Source organism: Flagellimonas pelagia, assembly GCF_003584135.1.
GTDB classification, from domain to species: Bacteria; Bacteroidota; Bacteroidia; order Flavobacteriales; family Flavobacteriaceae; genus Flagellimonas; species Flagellimonas pelagia.
Genome location: NZ_QXFI01000009.1, coordinates 71,051 through 89,416 on the forward strand (window position 1 = coordinate 71,051; position 18,366 = coordinate 89,416).

At 43.2% G+C, this 18,366-nt stretch carries 20 protein-coding genes; 10 read left to right on the plus strand and 10 right to left on the minus strand.

Going from position 1 to position 18,366, the window contains the following annotated elements; genetic code table 11:
* Nucleotides 1–85 precede the first annotated feature (85 nt).
* The 6 genes from D2V05_RS02110 to D2V05_RS02135 all read right to left on the minus strand — a co-directional run bounded on the left by D2V05_RS02110 (nt 86) and on the right by D2V05_RS02135 (nt 6,944).
* On the minus strand, nt 86–484 hold the full coding sequence (locus D2V05_RS02110; protein WP_119645941.1) for a response regulator: 399 nt from the start codon (nt 482–484) through the stop codon (nt 86–88).
* Nucleotides 485–486: 2 nt separating this feature from the next.
* Nucleotides 487–2,730, minus strand: a complete 2,244-nt coding sequence (locus D2V05_RS02115) for a PAS domain-containing sensor histidine kinase (protein ID WP_119645942.1) — start codon at nt 2,728–2,730, stop codon at nt 487–489.
* 135 nt (nt 2,731–2,865) lie between these two features.
* Nucleotides 2,866–4,890: a M3 family metallopeptidase gene (locus D2V05_RS02120; RefSeq protein ID WP_119645943.1), complete on the minus strand. Its 2,025-nt coding sequence runs from the start codon at nt 4,888–4,890 to the stop codon at nt 2,866–2,868.
* Nucleotides 4,887–5,288: a hypothetical protein gene (locus tag D2V05_RS02125; protein ID WP_147378205.1), complete on the minus strand. Its 402-nt coding sequence runs from the start codon at nt 5,286–5,288 to the stop codon at nt 4,887–4,889. The genes D2V05_RS02120 and D2V05_RS02125 overlap by 4 nt, the downstream gene beginning before the upstream one ends.
* Before the next feature lie 8 nt (nt 5,289–5,296).
* The gene (gene purE, locus D2V05_RS02130; RefSeq protein ID WP_119645945.1) at nt 5,297–5,788 is read right to left on the minus strand and encodes a 5-(carboxyamino)imidazole ribonucleotide mutase; all 492 of its coding nucleotides are present in this window, start codon (nt 5,786–5,788) and stop codon (nt 5,297–5,299) included.
* Nucleotide 5,789: 1 nt separating this feature from the next.
* Complete coding sequence (locus D2V05_RS02135; protein ID WP_119645946.1) at nt 5,790–6,944, minus strand: 5-(carboxyamino)imidazole ribonucleotide synthase; 1,155 nt, start codon at nt 6,942–6,944, stop codon at nt 5,790–5,792.
* A 118-nt stretch (nt 6,945–7,062) separates the two neighbouring features.
* On the opposite strand from D2V05_RS02135, the gene D2V05_RS02140 reads away from it, so the two are divergent.
* From D2V05_RS02140 to D2V05_RS02160, 6 genes are all read left to right on the plus strand, one after another.
* Complete coding sequence (locus D2V05_RS02140) at nt 7,063–8,172, plus strand: adenylate kinase (RefSeq protein ID WP_119645947.1); 1,110 nt, start codon at nt 7,063–7,065, stop codon at nt 8,170–8,172.
* Nucleotides 8,173–8,226: 54 nt separating this feature from the next.
* Entirely contained in the window at nt 8,227–9,228 is a 1,002-nt protein-coding gene (gene obgE, locus D2V05_RS02145) for a GTPase ObgE (protein ID WP_119645948.1), read from the plus strand.
* 63 nt (nt 9,229–9,291) lie between these two features.
* Complete coding sequence (locus tag D2V05_RS02150) at nt 9,292–9,816, plus strand: DUF4136 domain-containing protein (protein WP_119645949.1); 525 nt, start codon at nt 9,292–9,294, stop codon at nt 9,814–9,816.
* A gap of 228 nt (nt 9,817–10,044) precedes the next feature.
* On the plus strand, nt 10,045–10,254 hold the full coding sequence (locus D2V05_RS19555) for a hypothetical protein (protein WP_147378206.1): 210 nt from the start codon (nt 10,045–10,047) through the stop codon (nt 10,252–10,254).
* A 71-nt stretch (nt 10,255–10,325) separates the two neighbouring features.
* On the plus strand, nt 10,326–11,384 hold the full coding sequence (locus D2V05_RS02155) for a sensor histidine kinase (protein ID WP_119645950.1): 1,059 nt from the start codon (nt 10,326–10,328) through the stop codon (nt 11,382–11,384).
* A complete protein-coding gene (locus tag D2V05_RS02160) occupies nt 11,381–12,103 on the plus strand; it encodes a LytR/AlgR family response regulator transcription factor (protein WP_119645951.1) in 723 nt (240 codons plus the stop codon). The genes D2V05_RS02155 and D2V05_RS02160 overlap by 4 nt, the downstream gene beginning before the upstream one ends.
* Nucleotides 12,104–12,135: 32 nt before the next feature.
* On the opposite strand, the gene D2V05_RS02165 is transcribed toward D2V05_RS02160, so the two are convergent.
* From D2V05_RS02165 to D2V05_RS02175, 3 genes are all read right to left on the minus strand, one after another.
* Nucleotides 12,136–12,513 (minus strand): DoxX family membrane protein, encoded by a 378-nt coding sequence (locus D2V05_RS02165; protein WP_119639388.1) that lies wholly within the window; start codon nt 12,511–12,513, stop codon nt 12,136–12,138.
* A gap of 95 nt (nt 12,514–12,608) precedes the next feature.
* A complete protein-coding gene (locus D2V05_RS02170; protein ID WP_119645952.1) occupies nt 12,609–13,394 on the minus strand; it encodes an SDR family oxidoreductase in 786 nt (261 codons plus the stop codon).
* 1 nt (nt 13,395) lies between these two features.
* A complete protein-coding gene (locus tag D2V05_RS02175; protein WP_119645953.1) occupies nt 13,396–13,707 on the minus strand; it encodes a cupin domain-containing protein in 312 nt (103 codons plus the stop codon).
* Nucleotides 13,708–13,802: 95 nt separating this feature from the next.
* Here D2V05_RS02175 and D2V05_RS02180 point away from each other — a divergent pair, with 95 nt between their 5' ends.
* Nucleotides 13,803–15,155 carry a UDP-N-acetylmuramate--L-alanine ligase gene (locus D2V05_RS02180; RefSeq protein WP_119646118.1) on the plus strand — a complete coding sequence of 451 codons (1,353 nt, stop codon included), beginning with the start codon at nt 13,803–13,805 and terminating at the stop codon, nt 15,153–15,155.
* Nucleotides 15,156–15,160: 5 nt separating this feature from the next.
* On the opposite strand, the gene D2V05_RS02185 is transcribed toward D2V05_RS02180, so the two are convergent.
* The gene (locus tag D2V05_RS02185) at nt 15,161–15,613 is read right to left on the minus strand and encodes a DUF1569 domain-containing protein (RefSeq protein WP_119645954.1); all 453 of its coding nucleotides are present in this window, start codon (nt 15,611–15,613) and stop codon (nt 15,161–15,163) included.
* 53 nt (nt 15,614–15,666) lie between these two features.
* Here D2V05_RS02185 and radC point away from each other — a divergent pair, with 53 nt between their 5' ends.
* From radC to D2V05_RS02200, 3 genes are read left to right on the plus strand one after another with little or no spacing between them, the layout of a single operon-like run.
* The gene (gene radC, locus D2V05_RS02190) at nt 15,667–16,365 is read left to right on the plus strand and encodes a RadC family protein (protein WP_119645955.1); all 699 of its coding nucleotides are present in this window, start codon (nt 15,667–15,669) and stop codon (nt 16,363–16,365) included.
* A 4-nt stretch (nt 16,366–16,369) separates the two neighbouring features.
* Nucleotides 16,370–17,665: a polysaccharide deacetylase family protein gene (locus D2V05_RS02195; RefSeq protein WP_119645956.1), complete on the plus strand. Its 1,296-nt coding sequence runs from the start codon at nt 16,370–16,372 to the stop codon at nt 17,663–17,665.
* Nucleotides 17,658–18,347: a YjjG family noncanonical pyrimidine nucleotidase gene (locus D2V05_RS02200; RefSeq protein WP_119645957.1), complete on the plus strand. Its 690-nt coding sequence runs from the start codon at nt 17,658–17,660 to the stop codon at nt 18,345–18,347. Before D2V05_RS02195 ends, D2V05_RS02200 begins: the two co-directional genes overlap by 8 nt.
* Nucleotides 18,348–18,366: the final 19 nt, after the last annotated feature.

Sequence of the window (18,366 nt, forward strand, 5' to 3'; positions counted from 1 at the left end):
TTTTTGGCTGAATTATCTGAGGCAAGACTTTTTTGAGAAAAAACTGCCTAGATATATTGAAATGGAGAGTTGTCTTTTACCCTGTTTATGATATTTGGAGTAGAATATCCTTAATATCCTCCGATTTAAGGGGTTTTACCAGATAATCTGAAATGGCGTCGATTCTTTTTGCCCTCTTCATGTCCATGGGATCTATGGAGGAGGAAACCAGATACACTTTAATCTCCTTGTTCAACCCTGGAAGCAGATCGACAAACTCATCCATAAATTGAAATCCATCCATAACCGGCATATTGATATCCAAAAAAATGATATCGGGAAGTGCATCCAATTGATCTTTGTTGGCTGTTATATGCTCTAGGGCTTCGGCCCCATCAGAAAAGGTGTTTATCGATTTTACGGAAGGAATATTTTTTAAAGTTACTTTTAGAGTGAATTGGTAGATATCGTCATCATCCACGACAAAGACATTAAGGGAGCTCATATTCAGTTATTTAGGTTTATAAAAAAGGATGTTCCAACACCCTCTTCACTTTCGGCCCAGATACTGCCACCCATTGCATCTACTTGGGCCTTCGTCAAAAATAGTCCAACGCCCTTGGCGTCCTTGTGCCGGTGGAACACTTTGTTGAACCCGAAAAGTTTGTGTCCATTTTTCTTCAAGTTGATTCCAAGTCCATTGTCCCTGAATTCAAGTTTTGTTTTTCCATTCTCAACTTTGGAATAGATGAAAATTTCGGGTGTTCTGTTTTCAGAGCTATATTTTAGGGAGTTACTTACCATATTCAGGAAAATACTCTCCAAATAGACTTTGTTGTACATGGCAAACGGAGCGTCGGTAAAATCGGAGGTTATGTTTGCTCCCGATTTTAAGATCTGGGCCGCCAGCATTTCTTTCGTCTTTGACAGGATATCCTCAAGGGAGATTTTTTCAACAGGGATTTGTTCGGCGTTTTTTATCATTAATGATTCCACCAAGGTATCCAAGGTCCAGGTAAGATGATTGGTAACGGTCTCGATTTTTTCGATGAGTTCCTCCTTCATCTCTGCATCATCTTCCGTCTTGTATAGGCTCAGGAGGGCACTTAGGTTGCTCACGGGGGACCTTAAATTGTGTGAGGTGATATGGTTGAATTCTGCGAGCTGTCGGTTTTGGGCCTTTAGTCTTTTTGCGGATTCTTTTAGACTCTTATTGGTTTCCATGATTCTGTGCGCTGCTTGTTTTTGGGTGGTGATATCCCTAATGGCTATGGAAACAAGGAGGCCTTCAGGTGTTTCAAGAGGACTCAGGGTAACTTGAACCGGAATTTGGAAACCAGATTTGTTAAGTACGAAGAAATCTAGGTTGTCGGGAAGTCCAGTATGTTTGGGGTCTTTAAAAAAAGCAATTGCGTAAAACTCCATGATGTCCCATAGTCGTTCCGGAACAAGCATGGATACATGTTTCTCTTTAAGTTCGGAGAATGTGTATCCAAACATTTTTTCGGCTTGTTTGTTGATCAAATGGATGGTGCCTTTTTGATCCACGATTACCATGGAATCCGGTGCGGAATCCAAAAGTCCCCGAAATTTGATTTCGGACATACGCTGTTCCGTAATATCCTGGGTGATGCCTACCATTTTAACTACGTTACCGGTACCATCCATAATCAGTTCACCAAAAAGCTCAACGGTTCTAATCGTGCCATTTTTGTGGACTATTCGGTGCATGAATTTTCTGAACCGTTTTTCGGATATGAATTCCTCTGCGTTGGCACGAAAGTTATCTCGATCATCCGGGTGAATTGCAGCAACGACATTTTCAAAGCCTAATTGAGATCCAATTTCCAAGCCAAAAATCCGATACATATTGTCGGACCAGATAAGGTGGTCATTCACAATATCCCATTCCCAATAGCCTATTTGGGCCATTTCCTCGGCAAATGTTAATTGTTGGTTTTTTTTAACCAGTTCTTGCTCTTTGTTGACTTGATCGGATATATCCTGGCATGTGCCAAACATTTCCACAGTTTTTCCGAGATCAGTTTTGACAATGCCCATGGATTTGATGATTTTTATGGTACCGTCCCTATGCTGAATACGATATATAAGATCATCGTAGGTCCCAGTTTCCAAAGCCTTCAATATCTTTTGCTCCACAAGGTTCCTGTCGTCCACATGTATATAGTTCAAATATACTTCATAGGAAATGGGCTCATTTTTGGAATGACCGTAGATTTCATAGAGATTGTCGGACCAAGTTAGTTCCCCGGTAACGGTACTCCAGTTCCAATTTCCAATTTTGGCCATTTTTTCCGCATTGTTGAGCTGTTGGTTTTTCTTGGCCAGTTCAAATTCTGTTTTTTTACGATCCGAAATGTCTACGAGGATGCCCACTATTTTAACGCACGTTCCATTTTCAAACTCGGGATAGCCTATTTTGCGCACAAACCGTTGATTTCCCTTCGCGGTAACCATTTCCACATCAAAGTCATACGGTTCCCCTTCATGAATGGCATTTTTTAAGGCTTGTCGAGCCTTTTTTCTACAATCTCCTTCTTTATAAAAGCTTAGTTCTAATTCAAGGGTGGGCACAAAATCGCTAGGGACTTCAACAATTTTTTTAATAGTATCATTCCAATATAGTTCTTGGTCAACCATATCAAATTCATACACACCTATCTGTACGGCATTGGCCGTATGGTTCAGTATTTGTTTGATCTTGATATCCTCAATGTCCTTATGTTTCATTTCAAGAAGAATTGATTGATTAGATTTTGGGATAATCAGGTTGTATCAGAAACCGGTTGGCTTCCATTTTCCTAAAAAACTTAAAACTAAGATAGAAAAGATAGCAAATATATTGTGTGAAATTTATGACAGGAGTCAACTTTTCAACAATCCCGCTCTTTCCAATAAAGCATCAATATTGGGCTCGGCCCCACGAAAACGTTTATAAAGCTCCATGGGATTTTCAGTGCCACCTTTGGACAGCACATGCTCCCGGAACTTATTTGCGATTTCCCTACTAAAAATGCCATTTTCCTTAAAATAAGCAAAAGCATCCGCATCCAATACCTCCGCCCATTTGTAGCTGTAGTATCCGGATGAATAACCACCTTGGAAAATATGGGAGAAGGAAGTGCTCATGCAGGTTTCGGGGGTTTCGGGAAACAGATTGGTGCTTTTGAAGGCTTCCGTCTCGTATGCTTTCACATCCTTGATGTTGGTGGGGTCTTTGCCATGCCATGCCATGTCCAAAAAGCCAAAACTCAATTGGCGAACCGTTGCCATTCCTTCCTGGAAGTTGGCAGATTCCTTAATTTTTTCCACCAATTCCATCGGAATCAGTTCCCCGGTTTCATAATGATGGGCGAATAGTTCCAAGGCCTCTTTTTCATAACACCAGTTTTCCATCACCTGGCTGGGCAATTCCACAAAATCCCAATAAACCGATGTCCCTGACAGACTCGGATAGGTAGTATTGGCCAACATGCCATGAAGACCATGTCCAAATTCATGGAACAAGGTGGTCACCTCGTTAAAAGTGAGCAAGGAAGGCTTGGTGCTGGTGGAACGGGTAAAATTGCACACGTTGGAGATGTGTGGACGACTGTTCTTTCCGTTCAAGGTGTATTGTGATTTGAAGGATGTCATCCAAGCGCCATCGCGCTTGCCGGGTCTTGGGTGAAAATCGGCGTAAAAGAGCGAAATAAAGTTGTTGGCATCATCGTATACTTCATAGGTTTTCACTTCCGGATGATATTTTTCCACATTGGTGACTTCCTTGAACTTGAGGCCGAACAATTTCTCGGCGACCAGGAACACCCCGTTGATTACATTTTCCAGTTTGAAATAGGGTTTCAGTTTTTCATCATCCAGATTGAACAATTTCTGCTTTAATTTTTCCGAATAATAAGCACTGTCCCATTTCTCCAAACAATCTATACCATCCAATTCTTTGGCGTAGGTCTCCAGTTCGGTAAATTCCCTTTCGGCAGCTGGTTTTGCCTTGGTCAGGAGTTCGTTGAGGAATTCCAAAACTTTTGCAGGGGTTTCGGCCATGCGTTCTTCTAAAACAAAATCGGCATGTGTAGGGTATCCCAATAAGTTGGCACGTTCAAACCGAAGGTTCACGATTTTAAGCACATTTTGCTGGTTGTCCAATTCATCGTTGTGGAATCCCTTGCTGCCAAAAGCAATGGACAATTTTTTACGTAGTTCCCTGTTTTCGGCATACTTCATAAAAGGAATGTAGCTCGGATACTCCAAGGTGATCAGCCAACCTTTTTTTTCTTTGGACTCCGCCAATTGGGCAGCGGCCTCCACGGTACCTTCGGGTAGTCCTTTTAAATCCTCCTCATCCGTGATCAAGAGTTCATATTTATTGGTCTCGGCAAGTACATTCTCACCGAACTTCAATTTTAATTTGGAAAGTTCCGCATCGATTTCACGAAGTCGTTTTTTGTCCGTTTCGTTCAAATTGGCTCCATTGCGACTAAAACTTTTGTATTTCTTGTCCAAAAGTGTGTACTGTTCCGGTGTCAGTTCCAAGCTGTCCCTTTGTTCATAAACGGTTTTGATACGTTCAAAAAGGCCTTGGTTCAGTATAATGTCATTGCTGAATTCTGATAATAACGGAGAAACTTCCTGGGCGATTTTTTGGATTTCCTCATTGGTTTCGGCAGAATTCAGATTAAAAAAAATGCTTGAGATGCGGTCCAATTGCTGCCCTGCAAAATCAAGGGCCTCCAAAGTATTCCTGAAAGTTGGAGGTTCTGGATTATCTACGATCTCATCGATCTCTTTTCTGGCATCATCCATAGCCTGAAGAAAAGCAGGTTTAAAATGTTCGTTTTTTATTTTTGAAAAGGGAGCTTGTTCAAAAGGCTCCAACAATGGATTGTTCATAGCTTTTTTTCTGATTCTTTTTGTTTTGATCGGGTGGCCGCAATATCGGATACCAAAAAAGCAAAGCCAATGATTGAGGACAACACGGCCATGGTCAGCGGAGCATAGGTTCGTACACTGGCACCATAGGTTTGTTTGTTCATGGCTTCGATGGCTTCTTGGGAATATTCGTTCAAGTCAACAAATCCATTGCCGTTCAGGTCATATTTGCTGGCATATTCGGCAATAAATTGCCAATGGATTTCAATATAGATCAATAGCGTGGCATATAGGGTGAAGACCAAAAGGGCAGTGCGCCACAAGCTTTTTAAATAGGGATTGTCCACTTTTTTCCAAGTGATTCCGACAAAGGCAATAACAATTATCGCCAACAACATGCCCATTTGATTGTAGCTCATGACAAGCGTTAGGATTTTTTCCTGACCTCTTCCGCTCCCTTGATCACTTTTTCTTTCAGTGATTCCTTGTAGGCTTCAATCTTGGCCAAAACTTTGGCATCTGCACTACCAATGATCTGTGCAGCCAAGATTCCAGCGTTTTTGGCTCCGTTCAGTGCCACGGTGGCCACAGGTACTCCGCCAGGCATTTGTAGAATGGAAAGGACAGAGTCCCAGCCATCAATTGAATTGCTGCTCTTCACAGGCACCCCAATAACCGGTAAGGGTGATAATGATGCCACCATGCCGGGAAGGTGTGCGGCACCCCCGGCTCCTGCAATGATCACGGAGTAACCTTTTTTATGGGCGTTTTTGCTGAAATCGAACAATTTCTCAGGGGTACGGTGTGCAGAAACAATGTCTACCTCCACTGCAATCCCAAATTCCTTCAACATATCCACAGCGTCCTGCATAACGGGAAGGTCACTGGTACTCCCCATGATTACGGCTACTTTGCTCATATTATTCACTTATCACTTTAATTGTTTCCTTTACTTTTTGTGCCACTTCACGGGCATGGGCCATATCTTCATCCACAATGGTCACATGACCCATTTTTCGGAAAGGTCTGGTTTGTCTTTTACCATAGATGTGAGGGGTAACACCCTCCATTTCCAAGATTTGTTCCATGTTTTGGTACACCACATCACCGGTATGGCCTTCGGCGCCTACCAAGTTTACCATAACACCGGCCACCTTACTATCGGTTTTGCCTAAGGGTAAGCCCAAAATGGCGCGGATATGTTGTTCAAACTGGTTGGTATAACTGGCCTCAATACTGTAATGGCCACTATTGTGAGGCCTTGGAGCCACTTCGTTCACCAAAATTTGGTCTTCCTTGGTCTGGAACATTTCCACGGCCAAAAGGCCAATATGTTTCATGTGTTCTGAAACTTTTAAGGCTATATCCCTCGCTTTTTCCGCTACTTTTGGTTCGATTCGGGCGGGGCAGATCACATATTCTACTTGGTTAGCTTCGGGGTGAAATTCCATCTCCACCACCGGATACGTAACCACCTCACCTTTGGTGTTCCTGGCTACAATCACCGCCAATTCGTTCTTAAAGTCGATCATGCGTTCCGCTATGCATTCCACATTGGGCAGTCCTTGCAAATCTTCCATCTGGCGCACCACTTTTACGCCCTGACCATCATACCCGAATTGTGCGCTCTTCCAAACAAAAGGCAATTGCAATCCACCATTGTGAATACTGTCCTCAATTTCTGAGGTATAGGCAAATCGTGTAAAGGGTGCTGTGGGAATTTCGTGGTCGGTGTAGAACAATTTCTGCGTGGCCTTGTTCTGTATCGTTCTAAGCGTTTTGGTGGGCGGATACACTTTTTTCCCCTCATGTTCCAATTTCTCCAAGGCATCGATGTTCACATTTTCGATTTCGATGGTGAGCACGTCCACATCCTGTCCAAATTGGTATACCGCATCAAAGTCCATCAAGCTGCCCTGTACGAATTCGTTACAGGCAATTTTGCAGGGGGCATCTGCGGATGCATCCATTACTTTGGTGTAAATGTCCCATTTTCGGGTTTCATAGAGCATCATCTTGCCCAGTTGTCCACCTCCTAAGATTCCCAGTTTAAAGTCGGATGAAAAAAATTGCATTGATCGGCGAATTGGAATGAAAGCAAAAATACATGAAATCCATGAAGGTATGAAAGAACTGGGATCATACCACCTGTAAAAATGCTATCTTTGCCAACCTGACCATAACGAGAATACAGTGATCAAGCTTCACGATAAAGTTTTTAAACCCTATTTGAAGGAAGAGGAGATTCTCCGCGCCATAGAAAAAATGGCAGTGGAAATTGCCAAGGATTATAAAGATGAGGTTCCCTTGTTTGTGGGGGTGCTCAACGGTGCCTTTATGTTCGTTTCCGATTTTTTGAAGGCTTACCAGCATCCGTGCGAAGTTTCCTTTGTGCGATTGAGTTCCTACCAAGGTCTTACCTCAACAGGGATTGTGGAAACCTTACTGGATGTTCCAGAGGAATTGGAAGGAAAGAGCGTGATCATTTTGGAGGATGTGGTGGATACCGGTCGTACGTTGAAGCACCTGGTGCATCTGTTCTCCAATACCAATGTGAAAGAATTCAAGATAGCGGCCCTGTTCTATAAATCTGAAGTGTACAATGGCGAGTATCCGATAGATTATATCGGATTGGATATCCCCGATCATTTTATCGTGGGCTATGGACTGGACTACAACGAGTTGGGCAGGAACCTGAGGGAAGTTTACCAATTAAATCAAGCTAATATGATCAACCTAGTGCTTTTCGGCAAGCCAGGTGCCGGAAAAGGTACCCAGGCCGGGTTTTTAAAAGAAAAGTATAATTTGAAGCACATCTCAACCGGGGATGTATTTCGCTATAACATTAAAAACGGTACCGATTTGGGCAAGTTGGCCAAATCGTATATAGACCGTGGGGATTTGGTTCCCGATACGGTGACCATAGACATGTTGAAGGACGAAGTGGAGAAAAACCCAGATGCCGCAGGCTTCATTTTTGATGGGTTCCCACGTACCGCTGCCCAGGCCGAAGCATTGGACAATTTTTTGGAATCCAAGGACATGAAGGTGGATGCCACCATTGCTTTGGAAGCCGAAGACGATATCTTGGTGGCCCGTTTGTTGGAGCGCGGCAAGGTAAGCGGTCGTTCCGATGATCAGGACGAAAGCAAGATCCGTAACCGTTTTGACGAATACAATGAAAAAACGGCACCTCTTAAAGCCTACTACGAAAAACAGGGCAAATTCCATTCCGTGAACGGTATTGGGGAAATCGACGAGATCACCACGCGGTTGAGCCAAGTGATTGAATCATTGGTTTGATCCGAACTTCTTACGGCCGAATAGGCCTTTCGCTTTAAAACTAAAACCGACAAGATGACCGAGGGCAATTTTGTGGATTATGTGAAGGTACACATCTCTTCCGGTAACGGGGGCAAGGGCTCTGCGCACCTGCACCGCGAAAAATATGTGGCCAAAGGTGGTCCAGATGGTGGTGATGGAGGTCGTGGTGGGCACGTGATTGTAAAGGGCAATAAAAACCTTTGGACCTTGTATCACTTTAAGTTTCAAAGGCATTTTAAGGCAGGCCATGGAGAACATGGCGGTAAAAGCAGAAGTACAGGTGCCGATGGTACCGATGTGTATATGGAAGTACCCTTGGGTACCGTAGTCCGCGATACCGAAACCAACAAGATCCTTTTTGAGATTACGGAGGACCAGGAAGAAAAAATCGTCCTTGAAGGTGGCATGGGTGGTCGCGGGAACTGGCATTTTAGGACCGCCACCAACCAAACCCCTCGTTATGCACAACCTGGCATATCTGGTCAAGATACCCAAGTGACCTTGGAATTGAAAGTTTTGGCAGATGTGGGACTTGTGGGGTTCCCGAATGCGGGGAAATCTACCTTGCTTGCTGCTATGACCTCAGCAAAACCTAAAATTGCCGACTATGAGTTCACGACCCTAAAACCGAATCTGGGCATTGTGGAATACCGCGATTTCAAGAGTTTTGTAATGGCGGATATCCCCGGAATCATTGAAGGTGCAGCTGAAGGAAAAGGGTTGGGGCATTATTTCTTGCGCCATATCGAACGGAATGCCACACTGCTGTTTTTAATCCCAGCGGATAGTAAGGATATCAGTCAGGAATACAATATTCTCTTGGGGGAATTGGAACGTTACAATCCTGAGTTATTGGACAAGAATCGATTGGTGGCCATATCCAAATGTGATATGTTGGATGCTGAACTTATTGAAGAAATGAACGAGGACATGAAGGAGGATTTTAAAGACGTTCCGTATCTATTTATCTCATCTGTAAGTGGTTTGGGGATTCAAGAACTCAAGGATAGGCTTTGGACACTGTTGAACGAATAAACACTTTTCTTTCCTTATCCGATCATTTTATTGACTAATTTTAAGGGATCAGATCTACCACTTATGCGTTTTGTTTTTTCCTTGGTATTGGTTTTCCTGGTACTGTCCTGTACAACCGTCAGGGTCAATTATGATTATGATAAGGACATAGACTTTTCTAGTTACGCTACCTATAACTATTATTCCGACATGAAGACCGGTCTCAGTCAATTGGATGAGAAACGCTTGGTTCGTATTTTGGACTCCACACTAAAGACCAGGGGATATCGATTGACCGAGGAGCCCGATTTTTTCATCAATATCTTGAACAGTGAATTCCAAAGTGCCCCGAGCAGTTCGGTTGGCGTTGGTATTGGAGGTGGCGGACGAAATGTTGGTGGTGGTATATCCGTGGGATTGCCTGTGGGGAACCCTGGAATACAACGGAGCATACAGTTCGATTTTGTGGATGCCCAAAGAGATGCACTGTTCTGGCAAGCCACTGCCCAGAGCGGCTACAGGGAAAATGCCTCGCCCAGTGTTAGGGAAAGCAATTTAAGGGCTTTGGTGAAAAAGGTATTTTCCAAGTTCCCTCCAAAAGCTAACTAGCAAATATTCAGTAATATATCTGTAAATATTCATCGTTTTTTCAGCTTTTACCGTTCAGGTGATCCTATTTACCACTGGTCATAATTCCGGTGCTAGGACAATTGACTTGTTTTACTTTAGCCGAACAATCACAAATCAAAAAGCCATGATCGTACTTGCAAAATTGATTATCGCCGTATTAGTAAGCATTCTGCTGTAATCAAGCAGGCTATCCGTAAAACAAAAGTCATGAAAAAACTTAGAACATCACAAATTGTAATCATCGCCATTGGTATCATAGGCGGTCTCATAGGTATCTTCGGAAGGTTTGATGGATGGGAATACATGGAGTATTTTCCATTTTTCTACTCTGGAATGACGATGATCTGGATTGCATTTTTACCGAATAAAGGATGCAGTTGCAATCTTTTCAAGAGAAAGACTGCCCAAAAATCTTAATTTTTAGATTTTGATAATTTACCAACTTTCACCCACACAAAGGGTATATTTGGGAAAATGACCATCCATGTATGGAATTGAGTAAGGGGAGAAGAAATAAGATATTTTGGGCTCTGCAGCTCCTTGGTTGGGGGTTTGTAAACTCCTTGGCAGCCTTTATTCCCAAAAACATCAGTATTGAACTCGTCACCTATTCGGTTGTCGTTGGAATATTTATTGGCATCTTTTCCACCTCACTGCTTCGGTTTTACCTTAAGAGGAACATCAATTTTGAGTCGTTCGGCACCAAGGATTTGGTTAAAATATTGGTATCCTTCGTCCTCACTTCGGCATTGTATGGGGTCTTGAACCTGTTCTTCGGGTATTTATACTTGAAATTTGGACCTTCCCTCACCGAATCGGAACTGTACCTTTTTAAGGGGTATGACAATTTTTGGATACAGGTGGTCAATTCGGTCTTTTTAGTAGGAGCATGGACCGTTACCTATTTGGTGATCAAATTGTTGTTGAAACTCAATCAGGATAGGATCGAACGCTTGGAACTCAATACCAATTTAAAACAGGCCCAATTGAATACATTGAAAGGACAGATCAACCCCCATTTCATGTTCAATAGCCTGAACAACATCCGTGGGTTGATGTTGGAGGATGTAAATCGATCTAGGGAAATGCTCACGAAACTTTCTGAAATCTTAAGATATTCCCTGACCAAGAACAATGTCAATGATATTCCGGTTCGGGAAGAATTGGAGGTGGTTGACAATTATATCGACCTATCCAAGATTCAATTTGAAGATCGCTTGGAATTTATCAAAAGGGTGGATCCGGACACGTTGGATTTGAAAATTCCGCCTATGGTGATCCAATTGTTGATCGAAAATGCAGCAAAGCACGGCATTGCCAACCTAAAGAAGGGAGGAAGAATTGTATTGAGCATTCAACGGATAGATGATGAGCTGTTGATAGAGGTCAGGAACACGGGCAAGTTGAATATTTCCAAGGATTCCACACAATTGGGGTTGCAAAACATCAAACAGCGCTTAAAATTGTTGTATGCCGACAAGGCATCCTTTACCTTGGAGGAGGTTTCCGATGAAGTGGTGGCCAAAATCATAATTCCCATGTCATGAAGATCAGAGCGGTTATAGTGGAAGATTCCCGTTTGGCAAGAAATGAGTTGAAAGAGCTCATTAAACTGCATGATGACCTTGACCTTATCGGTGAGGCGGAAAATGTGGACAATGGTGTGGAACTGATCCAATCGGAAAGGCCCGATCTTTTGTTTTTGGACATCAATATGCCCGAAAAGGACGGATTTGAACTATTGGAAATGTTGGATGAGGTGCCCATTACCGTTTTTACCACCGCTTATGATGAGTACGCCATAAAATCGTTTGAGTACAATGCCCTCGATTATCTTTTAAAACCTGTCAGTGAAAAGCGCTTCGGTCTTGCGTTGGAAAAGGTAAGGGCTCAAATGGAATCACGGAACAACCAATCCAAGGCAAAAAAACTCACCGAAGGCAGCCAGATTTTTATCAAGGACGGGGAATCATGCTGGTTGGTAAAGGTAGGAGACATTGCTTTGTTCGAGATTGTCGGGAATTACACCAGGGTCTATTTTTCCGACGAAAAACCGCTATTATACAAATCGCTTAATCAAATCGAGGAAAAACTTCCGGAGGAATCTTTTTTTAGGGCCAATCGGCAACAAATTGTGAACACGAATTTTGTGGAGGGGGTAGTTCCTTGGTTCAATGGTAAATTAAAATTGACGTTGACCAATGGAGAGGAGGTTGAGGTTTCCCGAAGGCAATCCTACATTTTTAAAGATCGTATGAGTTTATAAAAAAGGCCTTCTTAAGAAGGCCTTTTTCAATATTATGCGCGTAGGATATCCTTGTACCGATCCTTATAGCCCACAAGGACTACAATGTTCAAGATCAAAAGGGCCAGGGCGGGACCGATAGTTTCCGGTGCCATGGTAATATGAAAGAGCACGGCGCAGACCGATACGCTCATCAAGATCAAGGCCATAAGAGCCCCGTATTTGTTAAGAATAAAGGCAATTCCCGAAACAACTTCCACCAATCCTACCAATAGTAAGGTCTTGGAAGAGGTAAGCGCTGTAAAATAGGTCATTAAACCTTCTGGCATTTCTTCCGGGGCAGGGAGAAAGGGGTAAAGCTTGTTCGCCCCAAAGACGATGACAAAAAGCCCTAAAAGGATACGGGCAACCAAAAAAACTTTTGAATTCATAGGTGATTGTTTTGTGGATTAGATACTAAATGTACCTAAAAATCGAACATATGATAATTGTTTTTTGGATGTATTTTGTTGAAAATGAAACACTTTTAAAGTGACTTTAGCAATCCACCATCAATGGGAATGTTCGTCCCGGTGATAAATGCAGCTTGGTCAGAGGCCAAAAAGGCCACCAAATAACCATATTCTTCTGGTTTTCCAATACGTTTCATAGGAACCTGTTCTTCCATGTTGGAACGAACCTCATCTGGGGAGATTCCGAGTTTTTCCGCTTTTTTGGAGTTGAGTTGAGCAATACGGTCTGTGTCAAAATATCCTGTGAGTGTGCTGTTCACCGTAATCCCATCCTTGGCCACATCATAGGCCAAACTTTTTGCCCAAGTGACCACCGCAGCGCGAATGGAATTGGACAATGCCAGATAGTTCAGAGGTTCTTTAACGGAAATGGAGGCCACATTGATGATACGTCCCCAATGTTGTTGCTGCATGTGGGGAAGGGCCAGTTGAGTAGTAAATACAACGGATTTGAATAGGAGATCGAAAGCTTCTTGGTAATCCGCCACATTTTTTTCCAGGGTACCACCTGCTTGTGGACCTTGGGTGTTGTTTACCAAAATGTCCACGGTATTGTTTTTAAAATAGCGGGTCAGAGTGGTTTTGAAACCTTCAAAATTTGAAAAATCAATCACCAGATATTGGTGTTGTTGGCCTTGTTTGGTGTCCAATTCCGAAACAATGGTTTTCATCCGCGTTTCGTTCCTTGCCATAAGGGTCACGCTGGCACCACTGGCCGCCAATTGTCGAGCAATGGCCTCCCCGATTCCCTTACTGCTGCCACCTACAAGCGCTTTTCTGCCTTTTAATGAAATGTTCATCTTATTTGTATTCAGATCTTACAGGGCTGAAAATATCCATCAATTTGCAAACAGTGATGGCTTTGCCACTGTGTGGCGTGTTGGATGGAATGATAACGACGTCCCCTGGTCCATAAGTTTTTGTCACTCCGTCCAGGGTGAATTCAAAAGTGCCATCCACCACATGCATGATCTGTTCGTTCACATGATGATGTTCGGGCACCACCGCGCCTAGTTCCACATCCCAAAACACCCAGCTCATTTGCTCGCCATGGACCAATTTTCCATGATAGCCGGGCATGATTTCTTTTGATTCGATATCTGATAGGTTCATTGTTCTCAATTTTACCACCAAGATAAAAATTAATAGGGGTTTCTTTGTTTGTATTGGGTTGGGCAATGGCTATTTTTGAACAATAAATGGATTTGATGCACATACATTTTATAGCCATAGGAGGAAGCGCCATGCACAATTTGGCCCTTTTGCTACAAAAAAAAGGCCATACGATTACGGGGAGTGATGATGTAATTTATGAACCATCCAAAAGCAGGTTGGGGGCCAAAGGGTTGTTGCCGAAGGAGTTCGGTTGGTTTCCTGAGAAAATACACGAAGGTTTGGACGCCGTGATCTTGGGAATGCACGCCAAGGCCGATAACCCAGAGTTGCTCAAAGCCCAGGAATTGGGTCTTAAAATGTATTCCTACCCTGAGTTTCTGTATGAACAATCCAAATATAAAACCCGTGTCGTGATTGCAGGAAGTCATGGGAAAACCACCATAACTTCCATGATCCTTCATGTGCTCCAGTATCATGATAGGGATGTGGACTACATGGTAGGGGCCCAATTGGAGGGATATACGGACATGGTCCATCTCACAGATGAAAATGATTTTATGGTTTTGGAAGGTGACGAATACCTATCCTCGGCCATTGATCGTAGGCCCAAGTTTCATCTGTATCGACCAAACATTGCGTTGTTGAGTGGTATTGCCTGGGATCATATCAACGTATTCCCAACGTTTGAAAACTATGTGGAGCAGTTTCGCATTTTTGTGGACAGCATAGTGAAAGGTGGAAGCATCACCTATTGTGAAGCTGATCCCGAAGTAAAAAAAATGGTTGAGGAAACCGAAAACCCCATACGAAAGTTTCCGTATTCGGCACCGGCCTACCGAGTGGAAGATGGTGTGACCCTACTCGAAACCGAGGAAGGGGAAATGCCTTTGGAAATTTTTGGGGAACACAATTTGACCAATCTGGCCGGGGCCAAATGGATCTGCCAACAAATGGGTGTGGACGAGGAGGATTTTTATGAGGCCATTTCCACGTTCAAAGGAGCATCCAAACGATTACAGAAGATTGCGGAAGGCAAAAATAGTGTCGCGTACAAGGATTTTGCCCATGCACCCAGCAAAGTAAAGGCCACGGTGAACGCAGTAAAAGAACAATACCCAAACCGAAGTTTGTTGGCCTGTTTGGAGTTGCATACCTATAGCAGTTTAAATCCGGAATTTTTAGTGCAATACCGCAATACATTGGATCAGGCAGACCAGGCTGTGGTATATTACTCGTTGGATGCCTTAAAAATCAAGGGAATGACCGAAGTCTCCCCACAACAAATTTTAGAGGCTTTTGGCAGACCAGACATCAAGGTTTTTACTGATGTCAAGGGCTTTCAGGACTTTGTATATGGGCAACAGTTTGAAAATTCAACCTTGTTACTAATGAGTTCCGGTAATTATGGGGGCCTTGATTTTGAAAAATTAGCTGAGAAGTTTTAAAGATTTTAAACTCCGAATTGCCTTAAATGATGGTCCAAATGTTTATACTGCATCTGGCCCCATTGCTCAGGTGTGAAACGTCCAAAAACAGGATGTGGGTCCCATTCGGTCTTGTCTTTTTCTTGGTGAAAATCATTGATCAATGCCACCAATTTGTCCTTCTCCGTGGCAAAATCCTTTTCTTCGGTCACTTTTAATCCTTTGGCCGTAGGAAGGTTGTGTCGCCACGGCTTATCGTTGTATAGGCTTTTTCTGAAAAATTTGCCCATGAGTTTCAACATAGGATTGGGTTTGTTGTTGGGGTTTGTTCTTCCTAATCCGATCTTGAGCGGAAATTGACAGTGGTGCAACATTTGTCCCACCTTCATTTTGCCCCATTGCCCCTCGGAATCCGCAGTCAAATGCTCGATTCGGGATAAGATTTCGGCATGGGCCCCAGTGTCGAAAAGTGATTTCATGTTGAAGGGTTTATCCTGAAAAATACATAAAATTATTCTCCTATCTTTAGACCATGCAAGAAAAACTAGCTTCCTTTTCCATAAAAAATTGGGCAGACGATGACCGACCTAGGGAAAAATTGGTGCAGAAGGGCAGTTCCGTTTTGTCCGATGCCGAATTGATCGCTATTTTGATCGGTTCAGGAAGTAGAAATGAGAGTGCAGTGGAACTTGCCAAACGCATTTTGGCATCGGTGGACCACAACCTGAACGAGCTTGGAAAACTTTCCGTGAACCAATTAATGCGTTTTAAAGGCATTGGGGAAGCCAAAGCAGTGACCATTGCCGCGGCATTGGAAGTAGGAAGGAGGAGAAGGGCGGAGGACACCAAAAAAATCACCAAAATAACGGGGAGCAACGATGTTTTTGAGCTGTTGTACCCCTTGATCGGAGAATTGCAGCATGAGGAGTTCTGGATCATTTACCTGAACAATTCCAACAAAGTGGTGCATAAAGCACAATTGAGCAAAGGCGGTATTACTGGCACTTTGGTAGACGTAAGGTTGGTGTTAAAACAGGCTCTGGAACTTGGAGCCGTGGGCATTATTTTGGCGCATAACCATCCTTCGGGGACCCTAAAACCCAGTGCAGCCGACAAACAAATCACCCAAAAACTGAAGATCGCCTCCGAGGCTTTGGACATCAAGGTGCTGGATCATTTGATCGTGGCCCAGCACGACTATCTCAGTTTTGCGGACAAAGGAATATTATAGCCATATGCTGCTGATATTTACACATAAGGTCACCAATAGGCTTACGTATACGGCCAAACAAATCTTTGAAAGGATTTTGGGCATGGAGATATCCTTTACCACAAAGGTGGAGGATTTCATCAAGCACAATGGCCCCAAGATGACCTATTCCAAGCAACCTTTGCAGAATGAGTTCTTTATTCGGAGCAATGATCTGTTGTTCGAACAGGGTATCAATGATTTGGAGATCAAGGTTTCTGATTGGGATGGGGTTCCCTGTTTTTTTGCCAGCGGCGAGAAAAGCACCGTACCCTATGATGTTTTTTCGGCCAGTTTTTTTCTTTTAAGTCGTTATGAGGAATATTTACCCCATGTGAAGGACAGTGTAGGTAGGTTTCCGGTAAAGGAAAGTCTCGCTTATCAACATAAATTTTTGGAGCTTCCGGTTGTGGATCTTTGGGCGTACAAGCTTTTGGATGCGCTTAAGGAACGTTTTCCCAATCTGGAATACGAGGAAAAATCATATGGTTTTACCTCCATCATCAACGTGACCACCTCCCATGCATACAAAATGCGCGGTCTGGCCCGAACGCTTGGTGGATTGTTTTTGGACCTGGGAAATTTTAAGTTCAGGTACGTGTGGGAACGTATTTCGGTATTGTTGGGACTTAGGAAGGATCCTTACGATAATTTTTATGAACTGGTGGAGATACACAAAAAATTTCCGATCAAGACCATGTTCTTTTTTCAGTTTGCCAAACATTCGGCACACGACAAGAACATCTCCCCGAACAACAATAAATTCAGGTACCTCATCAAATCCATTGCGGATTACAGCATTGTCTCGCTTAGTACGTCCTTTCTTTCATCAACAAACAAGGATGTACTCAAGGAAGAAAAGAAACAATTGGCCAATCTTATCCATAGGCCCATCAACTATTCCAGGTTGAGGTACAACAGGGTAAATGTGCCGGCGGCATATAGAAATTTGGTGGAAACCGAGTTTACCGACGATTTTTCCATGGGATACACGCACGAAATCGGTTTTAGGGCCGGGACCTGTACACCGTTCCATTTTTACGACATCAATATGGAAGTGAGGCAACCCTTGAAGGTACATCCCTTTGCCCTACATGATTATGCCTTGGTGAACTACAAGAAAAAGGACGAGGTCTACGAGAAGATGGATAGGGTTTATCGTATGGTGAAACAGGTAAAAGGGGATTTTGTCATGGTTTTTTCCAATGAACTTTTGGGGAGTAAGCACCGATTGGATTGGATGGAGCTGTATCAATCGTTCCTAAAGCGTTATTATGTTTGAGCACGAGGTTACGGACATCTTTTTTGATCTTGACCACACCCTTTGGGATTTCGAAAAAAACTCGGCCCTTACTTTTGCCAAAATATTGGCCGAGAACAGGGTTGCAGTGGACCTGAATGGCTTTTTAGAAATCTATTCACCCATCAACCTTCAAATGTGGGCCTTGTACCGTGAGAACGGTATAAGTAAGTCCGAACTTCGCTATCAACGCTTAAAACGCACATTTGATGCATTGGATACTCCCGTTTCCGATGAAATGATCCATGTGTTGGCCCATGAGTATATACAGAGGCTATCTTCCTTTACCCATCTGTTGCCCAATGCCATTGAAATTTTGGAATACCTCTCTCCAAAATACAAACTTCACATCATTACCAATGGGTTTCAAGAGGTACAGGAAAGGAAAATGAAAGGCAGCAGTATCCATCACTATTTCGACAAGGTCATCAATTCTGAAATGGCAGGAGTTAAAAAACCACATCCCCGCATCTTTGAACTGGCATTGGATATGGCACAGGTGGACCCCAAGAACACCTTGATGATCGGGGATGATCTAGAGGCAGACATTCAAGGGGCAAAGGCAATGGGGATGCAGGCAATCCATTATAATTCCCACAATGTGGCAAGACACGAGGTTTGCAAGATGATTAACGATCTCATTGAAATAAAAAGCATTTTATAGAGTTATACTAAGAGCGGTA

Coding starts and splice junctions, on each gene's coding strand:
- D2V05_RS02110 (WP_119645941.1), bottom strand. CDS start 484: ATGAGCTCCCTTAATGTCTTTGTCGTGGATGATGACGATATCTACCAA.
- D2V05_RS02115 (WP_119645942.1), bottom strand. CDS start 2,730: ATGAAACATAAGGACATTGAGGATATCAAGATCAAACAAATACTGAAC.
- D2V05_RS02120 (WP_119645943.1), bottom strand. CDS start 4,890: ATGAACAATCCATTGTTGGAGCCTTTTGAACAAGCTCCCTTTTCAAAA.
- D2V05_RS02125 (WP_147378205.1), bottom strand. CDS start 5,288: ATGAGCTACAATCAAATGGGCATGTTGTTGGCGATAATTGTTATTGCC.
- purE (WP_119645945.1), bottom strand. CDS start 5,788: ATGAGCAAAGTAGCCGTAATCATGGGGAGTACCAGTGACCTTCCCGTT.
- D2V05_RS02135 (WP_119645946.1), bottom strand. CDS start 6,944: ATGCAATTTTTTTCATCCGACTTTAAACTGGGAATCTTAGGAGGTGGA.
- obgE (WP_119645948.1), top strand. CDS start 8,227: ATGACCGAGGGCAATTTTGTGGATTATGTGAAGGTACACATCTCTTCC.
- D2V05_RS02150 (WP_119645949.1), top strand. CDS start 9,292: ATGCGTTTTGTTTTTTCCTTGGTATTGGTTTTCCTGGTACTGTCCTGT.
- D2V05_RS19555 (WP_147378206.1), top strand. CDS start 10,045: ATGAAAAAACTTAGAACATCACAAATTGTAATCATCGCCATTGGTATC.
- D2V05_RS02155 (WP_119645950.1), top strand. CDS start 10,326: ATGGAATTGAGTAAGGGGAGAAGAAATAAGATATTTTGGGCTCTGCAG.
- D2V05_RS02160 (WP_119645951.1), top strand. CDS start 11,381: ATGAAGATCAGAGCGGTTATAGTGGAAGATTCCCGTTTGGCAAGAAAT.
- D2V05_RS02165 (WP_119639388.1), bottom strand. CDS start 12,513: ATGAATTCAAAAGTTTTTTTGGTTGCCCGTATCCTTTTAGGGCTTTTT.
- D2V05_RS02170 (WP_119645952.1), bottom strand. CDS start 13,394: ATGAACATTTCATTAAAAGGCAGAAAAGCGCTTGTAGGTGGCAGCAGT.
- D2V05_RS02175 (WP_119645953.1), bottom strand. CDS start 13,707: ATGAACCTATCAGATATCGAATCAAAAGAAATCATGCCCGGCTATCAT.
- D2V05_RS02180 (WP_119646118.1), top strand. CDS start 13,803: ATGCACATACATTTTATAGCCATAGGAGGAAGCGCCATGCACAATTTG.
- D2V05_RS02185 (WP_119645954.1), bottom strand. CDS start 15,613: ATGAAATCACTTTTCGACACTGGGGCCCATGCCGAAATCTTATCCCGA.
- radC (WP_119645955.1), top strand. CDS start 15,667: ATGCAAGAAAAACTAGCTTCCTTTTCCATAAAAAATTGGGCAGACGAT.
- D2V05_RS02195 (WP_119645956.1), top strand. CDS start 16,370: ATGCTGCTGATATTTACACATAAGGTCACCAATAGGCTTACGTATACG.
- D2V05_RS02200 (WP_119645957.1), top strand. CDS start 17,658: ATGTTTGAGCACGAGGTTACGGACATCTTTTTTGATCTTGACCACACC.